The organism is Microcoleus asticus IPMA8, from assembly GCF_013179805.1.
In the GTDB taxonomy this organism is placed as follows: Bacteria; Cyanobacteriota; Cyanobacteriia; order Cyanobacteriales; family Microcoleaceae; genus Microcoleus; species Microcoleus asticus.
The window spans coordinates 1-5981 of the sequence record NZ_SRRZ01000216.1; the positions used below are offsets into that span (position 1 = coordinate 1).

Below are 5981 nucleotides of genomic sequence, written 5' to 3' on the forward strand. Positions count from 1 at the left end.
TGCAGTTGTAAGTTATTCATTTTTTATTGTCACAATCAAGTATTGCATATAATTGTATCATAGTCTTGATAATGATTTAGGATTGCTATATTTCTGTTTAATCTGCTGGCTATTTGACCGCTAAATCAAATGTATTGCACGGATCGAAGTCTAAGGTTAGATTTGGGCTTCGAGTTTGAGGTCAAACCCTCAAGAGAGTTATACTTGCTCAGGGGCAGTCGGGCGAGAACGCCCCCTCCGATCGCGATGGTGGCTGCTGCCTGCGTAAGGTTCGAGGTCTAGCCTCTACAACAACCAGCTCGCGATCGGACTCTTGAATAATATAAAACCTTGAGTATAATTTTGTTCGCATTTTTTTAATATATGACATACTGCCTTAATCTCGATTGCCCAAGAGACAAGCGTCAGAACCCACCAGGCACAAAGTATTGTCTTAATTGTGGTTCAAAGCTGCTACTAAAAGACCTTTATGCAGCAACTGAACCGCTGCGCGACGGGGGATTTGGCAGGACTTTCCGAGCTGTCAATCATGGAAAATTTGAAGAATTGTGCGTGATCAAACAGTTGTCGCCCCCTCAAGAGTTCCAGCGGAAGCCCGCTCATTTTAAAAAATATGTTCGACTGTTTGAACAAGAGGCAAGGCGGTTATACGAATTGAAACACCCGCAAATTCCTCAGTTAATTTCTTATTTTGAGGAAGATGGTCGCTTGTATTTGGTGCAAGAGTTTATTGATGGCAATAATTTAAAGGATGAATTAGACAAGTATGGTGCTTATAGCGAAATTAAAACTAGCGAACTGCTGTTAGATTTGTTGCCTTTATTGAAGTTTGTTCACGAGAGAAATGTAATTCACCGCGATATTAAGCCTGAGAATGTGATCCGCCGATCTCGCGATCGTAAGTTAGTTCTGATAGATTTTGGGGTTTCCAAACAGGTAGTAGCTGCTGCTCCGACTAAAACTGGAACTAAGTTGGGAACTCCCGGCTACGCGGCTCTAGAACAGCGTCACGGTAGGGCTGTTCCTGCTAGCGACCTTTACAGTTTGGGGGTGACTTGCATTCGCTTGCTGACTTCTGTTATGCCTTATCTCGATATCTACGGGGACATTCACGATGACCTTTACGACCCGCTTGAAGGCCGGTGGCTTTGGAGGGAGGCTTTACCAAAAGGAACACTAATTAGCCAGGATTTAGGTCAGGTTTTGGATAAGTTGATTCAGGAATATGTTAAAGACCGTTACAAATCTGCTGTGGAAGTTTTGGAGGCTTTAAAACCTCCTGTTGTTGTTGTGCCAGCGCTGGAAAAGTTGCAGCAGGCAACTGTTCTTAGTCCTTCTTTATCGACTCAACGTGTGGCTGAGTCTCCGGTAGTTTCTGAGAATTTAGAGTCGGAAAAAGGTATTGATTATTCTCACTTGGCAAGGCTGCTGGCTGCTAAAAATTGGCGGGGTGCTGATGAGGAAACTTCTGTAAAAATGCTGGAGGTGATGGAGCAAGTTTCACGGGGTTATTTGAGCGAGGAAGATATTAGGAAGTTTCCAGCTAAGGATTTGCAGACTATCGATCGACTGTGGGTGCGGCACAGTCACCGCAGATTCGGTTTTTCTGTGCAAAAGGCTTTGTGGGTAAAGTCAGGGGGAAAGGCTGGTGTTTATGATGCTACAGTTTGGGAGAAGTTTGGCGATCGAGTGGGCTGGCGGGTTAACAGCCAGTGGGTATACTATTCGGAGCTGAATTTTTCTTCTAAGGCAAAGCCTGGACATTTGCCGGGGGGGACTGTTTTTGGGTGGGAAGGCGGGGTTTTGTGCGGTGTTTTGGGTTTGGGCGGGATCTGGTTTCTGTTGTCGCGGCGGGATTTGTAGAAGCAAGGTAGAAAGTAAAAGGCAGAAGGCAGAAGTTATTAGTCACGCTGCACGTTAGCGAAGTGGAAGTGTTAGTAATTAAATAGTTTTGAGTTGCGGATTTAAAGAGTTAACAAGTTTTGAGTTTAATCATATTTAATGTAGAAAATAGGTATAAAAAAAGCGGAAAATAAGATATAATTACAAACCATTTTTTTTGTGCTATGTTTTGAGAGAAGGGCAAGTTTAAAAAGTCAAAAGCCAGCCCTAGGCCCTGAATAAGTATCGTTGACTGGCTTTGGCTCCAATTTACCAAGGAGATATAATTATGTTGCCAGAAAAACGTCTCAAGCCGTGGACTGTAGTTCGCTCGCTTCCGAATGTCGAAAAGGTGGTTGTGGGTGAGTTTCGCAGTTGGTCTGATGCAGACGGTCATTTGAAAATTCTCAAGCGGATGGTTCCGGCGGATCGATTGAGTGTTGTGTTCGATCCGGTAGTTCAAGCGTAATGTTGTTGCTAAATTGATAAGCGTGCGATCGCTCTTTGAGCTAAGCGATCGCCTTTTTTTTTACATAAAAAATGCGATCGCTAAAAAGGCGATCGCAACTTGAATTATTGTCATTAACTGCGGCGAATTTCAGTAATTTGGTCGGCAACATCCAAAATTGTTTGGGGCATGGATGGCCCGGTAAAAATCATATCCAAATGATGCGGCTTGCTGTCAATCAATGCCACTACTTCTGCTTCGGGAATCAAGCCCAAATTAACCGCTAAACTCAATTCATCGAGAATAACTAGCGCATAACGGCCTTCGCGCACCGCATTTTGAACGTACTGCCACAATTGTTCGATCGATCGCGTCTCAAGCTCATCTAAATCTGCCTGGTCAATACAGCGGGGCAAATCGCAGCGCACCCAATCTAAATTTTGCCCCAGCCGCACCGGATGCTGATGCCCTTGATTAATTCCCCCTTTGAGAAACTGCACCGCCAGCACCGGAGCTCCCTGTCCTGCAATTCTGAGGGCTTGAGCCATGACACTGGTAAAAAAGCAGCGGTGCGGGCCTGTAAAAACTTGCACCAGCCCTTGAACTGTGTAGGGCAAGCTGTGGGTTAAATTGAGTTTAGGGGTTTGTAACTGAGCAACCATAGGGCAATATTTAATCAGCAACTAAGTCTTGAGTGCAGCTTCGACCTTGGCGCGGCTGAAGCCTGCTTGACAATATATAGTGTACTGGGCCGAGTGCATATCCGATCGAACACTAGATATACAAGTTGTCAAAAGCTAGCGGCAGTGGCATTCGCAGTCGTTTGTTCGATTTTTGAACTCAATTAGCACTTACGCAAAAACCGATTTTTTTTACCAAAATACGGCGGGGAGCGCCCTAGTTAGATAGTTAGACGGTGAAAAAGCAAGGCGATGAAAGTCTTGGGAAGTCCAGGACTGTTAAGAAAAGCTACACATCGCGTAGAATTTGAATGTCGCGGCACTAGGAGCAAGCACTGTGAGATTGGTGATTCTGGGAGGGCCTGGAGCGGGGAAGGGAACGCAGGCTGAAAAACTGTGCAGCAATGTGAGCATTCCTTTGCTTGCACTAGGGGATATTCTCCGCGCGGAAATCGCAGGTGAAACAGACTTGGGCAAGTTCGCGGTGCCTTATGTGGAAAAAGGGGAGCTAGTTCCCGATGAAATTTTGATTAAATTTATCGGTCGCCGGCTGCTGCTGTGGGATGTCTTTAATGGGTGGGTGTTGGAGGGATATCCGCGAACGGCTTTTCAAGCTGAGGAGTTGGATTTTTTGCTGAACGATTTGGCTCAGCAGCTAGATTGGGCGATTTGGTTGAAAGTGCCGATCGAGGTTTTGCTGAGCAGGTCGATCGATCGCGCTCGATCGGATGACCATCCTGAAATTTTACAGCGTCGGCTCGATTTGTTCCACGAACGCACTATTCCTCTTTTAGAGTATTACGAATACCGCAACAAACTGTTAACTGTCAATGGCGACCAATCGCCAGAACAAGTCCAGCAGGAGCTTCTCAAATTGATCGAGGCTAAGGGCTAATAGTCATACCATTTTAGATTTTAGATTTTAGATTTTAGATTGAATGACTGCATATGTAACGAATCAAAAAAAGCCGGAATATTAATGCCCACTTCCAATTTTTAATTCCCAATTACCCATTACGAATAACCTAAATATTATGTCTTTTCAGCGTCCCGACGGCAGACAACCCAATCAACTTCGTCCGATTAGTTTCGATCGAGAGTTTACCAAATTTGCCAGCGGTTCCGTGCTAGCAAAAAGTGGCGATACTCAGGTACTTTGCAGCGTTACAATCAAGCCTGGAGTGCCGAGATTTTTGGAGAATACCGGACAAGGTTGGCTAACAGCGGAATACCGAATGTTGCCAGGATCTACGCCGCAGCGCCAAGAGCGGGAATTTATGAAATTATCGGGACGGACTCAAGAGATTCAGCGGTTGATTGGGCGGAGTTTGCGATCGTGCTTGGATATGCAACTATTGGGAGAACGCACAATACTTGTCGATGCGGATGTTTTGCAAGCGGACGCTGGGACTCGCACGACTTCAATTACTGGCGGGTTTGTGGCTGTGGCTGATGCTTTGAATAAGTTGGTGCAAAAAGGTGATTTGGTGCGATCGCCCATTATTCGTCAAGTGGCCGCCGTGTCTGTGGGGCTTTTGGAAGGCGAGCCATTTTTAGATTTGAATTATCTTGAAGATGTGGCGGCGGAAATTGATTGTAATGTGGTAATGAATGGAGATTTGAACATCATCGAAATTCAGGGAACTGCGGAAGCAGGAAGTTTCAGCCGGAGTCAGTTAAATCAAATTTTGGATGTGGCCGAAACCGGGATTCAGGAATTGTTAGAGGCTCAGCGGCAAGCTTTGGTGGAGTAGGGACACGGCATTGCCCATTAGTGTCAACTTAAGACTAAAATCCTGGATAAATCTCCTTTTTACCTGAGTCTCGATCCCCCTAAATCCCCCTTAAGAAGGGGGACTTTGAGAAGATTCCTGTCCCCCCCTTAAGAAGGGGGGTTAGGGGGGATCGGGTTTAACTGAACCTTATTGATTTATATATCCAAAACTAAACTTCGTCGCTCTTACCTATTGCTTTTCGCACTTTCTCAACTTGGTTAGGTGCTTCCATTTTATTGAAGAGACGAATCGCCTCTTGAAACGAAGTCTGACTCTTCTCGGCATCACCCATGTTTTGGTAAGTTAAGGCAAGCTGATAGTAAGCTTCAGCTAAGTCACATTTTGCGCCAATTTTGTCTAGCAATTCTATCGATTCTGAATGATGGGAAAGCGCTGTTGTAAAATCGGATTGTTCTCGATAAAGCTCTGCCATACCACTTAAAGCTTTAGCCTTAACCTGAGCATAGTGGCTTTCTTCGGCGTAGGCGATCGCTCGATGGTACATTTCAAAAGATTTTTTATTACATCCTAAGTTTTTATAGGTTAAACCCAGAAACAATAAACTGTAACCCGCAGCCCAAGCACTTAAAAGCTTTATTTTAAATAGTTCACTATCTTCAACTTTTTCAGCAAATTCAAATGCTTTATTTTGAACTCCTAAGCATGAATAACAAAACGCTAAACAAAACCATGATTCTACCGCAAATCGATGATAAAAATTATTTTGAGCAAGTTTACTTGCAAATTCAAAATTGCTGATTGCATTTTCTATTTCTCCGAGCTCCAGTTTACAGAGCCCTATATTAACATAACTAACTATCTTGTATTTTAGAAAATTAAAATCAATGGCGATATTCTGTGATATTTCGTGGTATTGAATGGCTTTATGAATATAGCCAGTTAGCCAGTATAGATCGCCTAATATATTATAAAGGCTGCTCAATGAATAGCTGGGTTTAATATAGTTTATTATTTGATTAATTGCAGAAATCATTTGTTTTAACAATCCCAAACGATAAAATGAACTACCTAATGGTTCACCTTTTTCCCATTTATTATCTCTTGGTTTGATTAGAATCTCAGCAGCCAATTCAAAATTTTTAATTTCTATAGCGATCGCAAATGATTTGTAAATCATAAATAATGTATAATGAGGATGTAAACCTAAGTAGGAGTTGAGATGTCCCGAGAGAAATC

The 5981-nt window shown here is 43.5% G+C and carries 6 protein-coding genes; 4 read left to right on the top strand and 2 right to left on the bottom strand.

Translation table 11 applies throughout. The features are described from left to right. The first annotated feature begins 363 nt into the window (after positions 1-363). Positions 364-1863, top strand: coding sequence for a GUN4 domain-containing protein (locus E5S67_RS30680; RefSeq protein WP_172193070.1), 1500 nt, complete (start codon positions 364-366; stop codon positions 1861-1863). 307 nt (positions 1864-2170) lie between these two features. Further along, the gene (locus E5S67_RS30685; protein ID WP_172193071.1) at positions 2171-2350 is read left to right on the top strand and encodes a hypothetical protein; all 180 of its coding nucleotides are present in this window, start codon (positions 2171-2173) and stop codon (positions 2348-2350) included. A 113-nt stretch (positions 2351-2463) separates the two neighbouring features. On the opposite strand, the gene E5S67_RS30690 is transcribed toward E5S67_RS30685, so the two are convergent. Then, positions 2464-2991 carry a P-loop NTPase family protein gene (locus tag E5S67_RS30690; protein WP_172193072.1) on the bottom strand — a complete coding sequence of 176 codons (528 nt, stop codon included), beginning with the start codon at positions 2989-2991 and terminating at the stop codon, positions 2464-2466. Between the two features lie 355 nt (positions 2992-3346). Between E5S67_RS30690 and E5S67_RS30695 the strand changes: the two genes are divergently transcribed. Together E5S67_RS30695 and rph are read left to right on the top strand one after the other, a co-directional pair. After that, positions 3347-3904 carry a nucleoside monophosphate kinase gene (locus E5S67_RS30695; protein WP_172193073.1) on the top strand — a complete coding sequence of 186 codons (558 nt, stop codon included), beginning with the start codon at positions 3347-3349 and terminating at the stop codon, positions 3902-3904. A gap of 139 nt (positions 3905-4043) precedes the next feature. Beyond that, positions 4044-4763 carry a ribonuclease PH gene (rph, locus tag E5S67_RS30700; RefSeq protein WP_172193074.1) on the top strand — a complete coding sequence of 240 codons (720 nt, stop codon included), beginning with the start codon at positions 4044-4046 and terminating at the stop codon, positions 4761-4763. A gap of 190 nt (positions 4764-4953) precedes the next feature. On the opposite strand, the gene E5S67_RS30705 is transcribed toward rph, so the two are convergent. Continuing rightward, on the bottom strand, positions 4954-5981 hold a 1028-nt coding region (locus E5S67_RS30705; RefSeq protein WP_216670825.1), incomplete at its 5' end, for a tetratricopeptide repeat protein.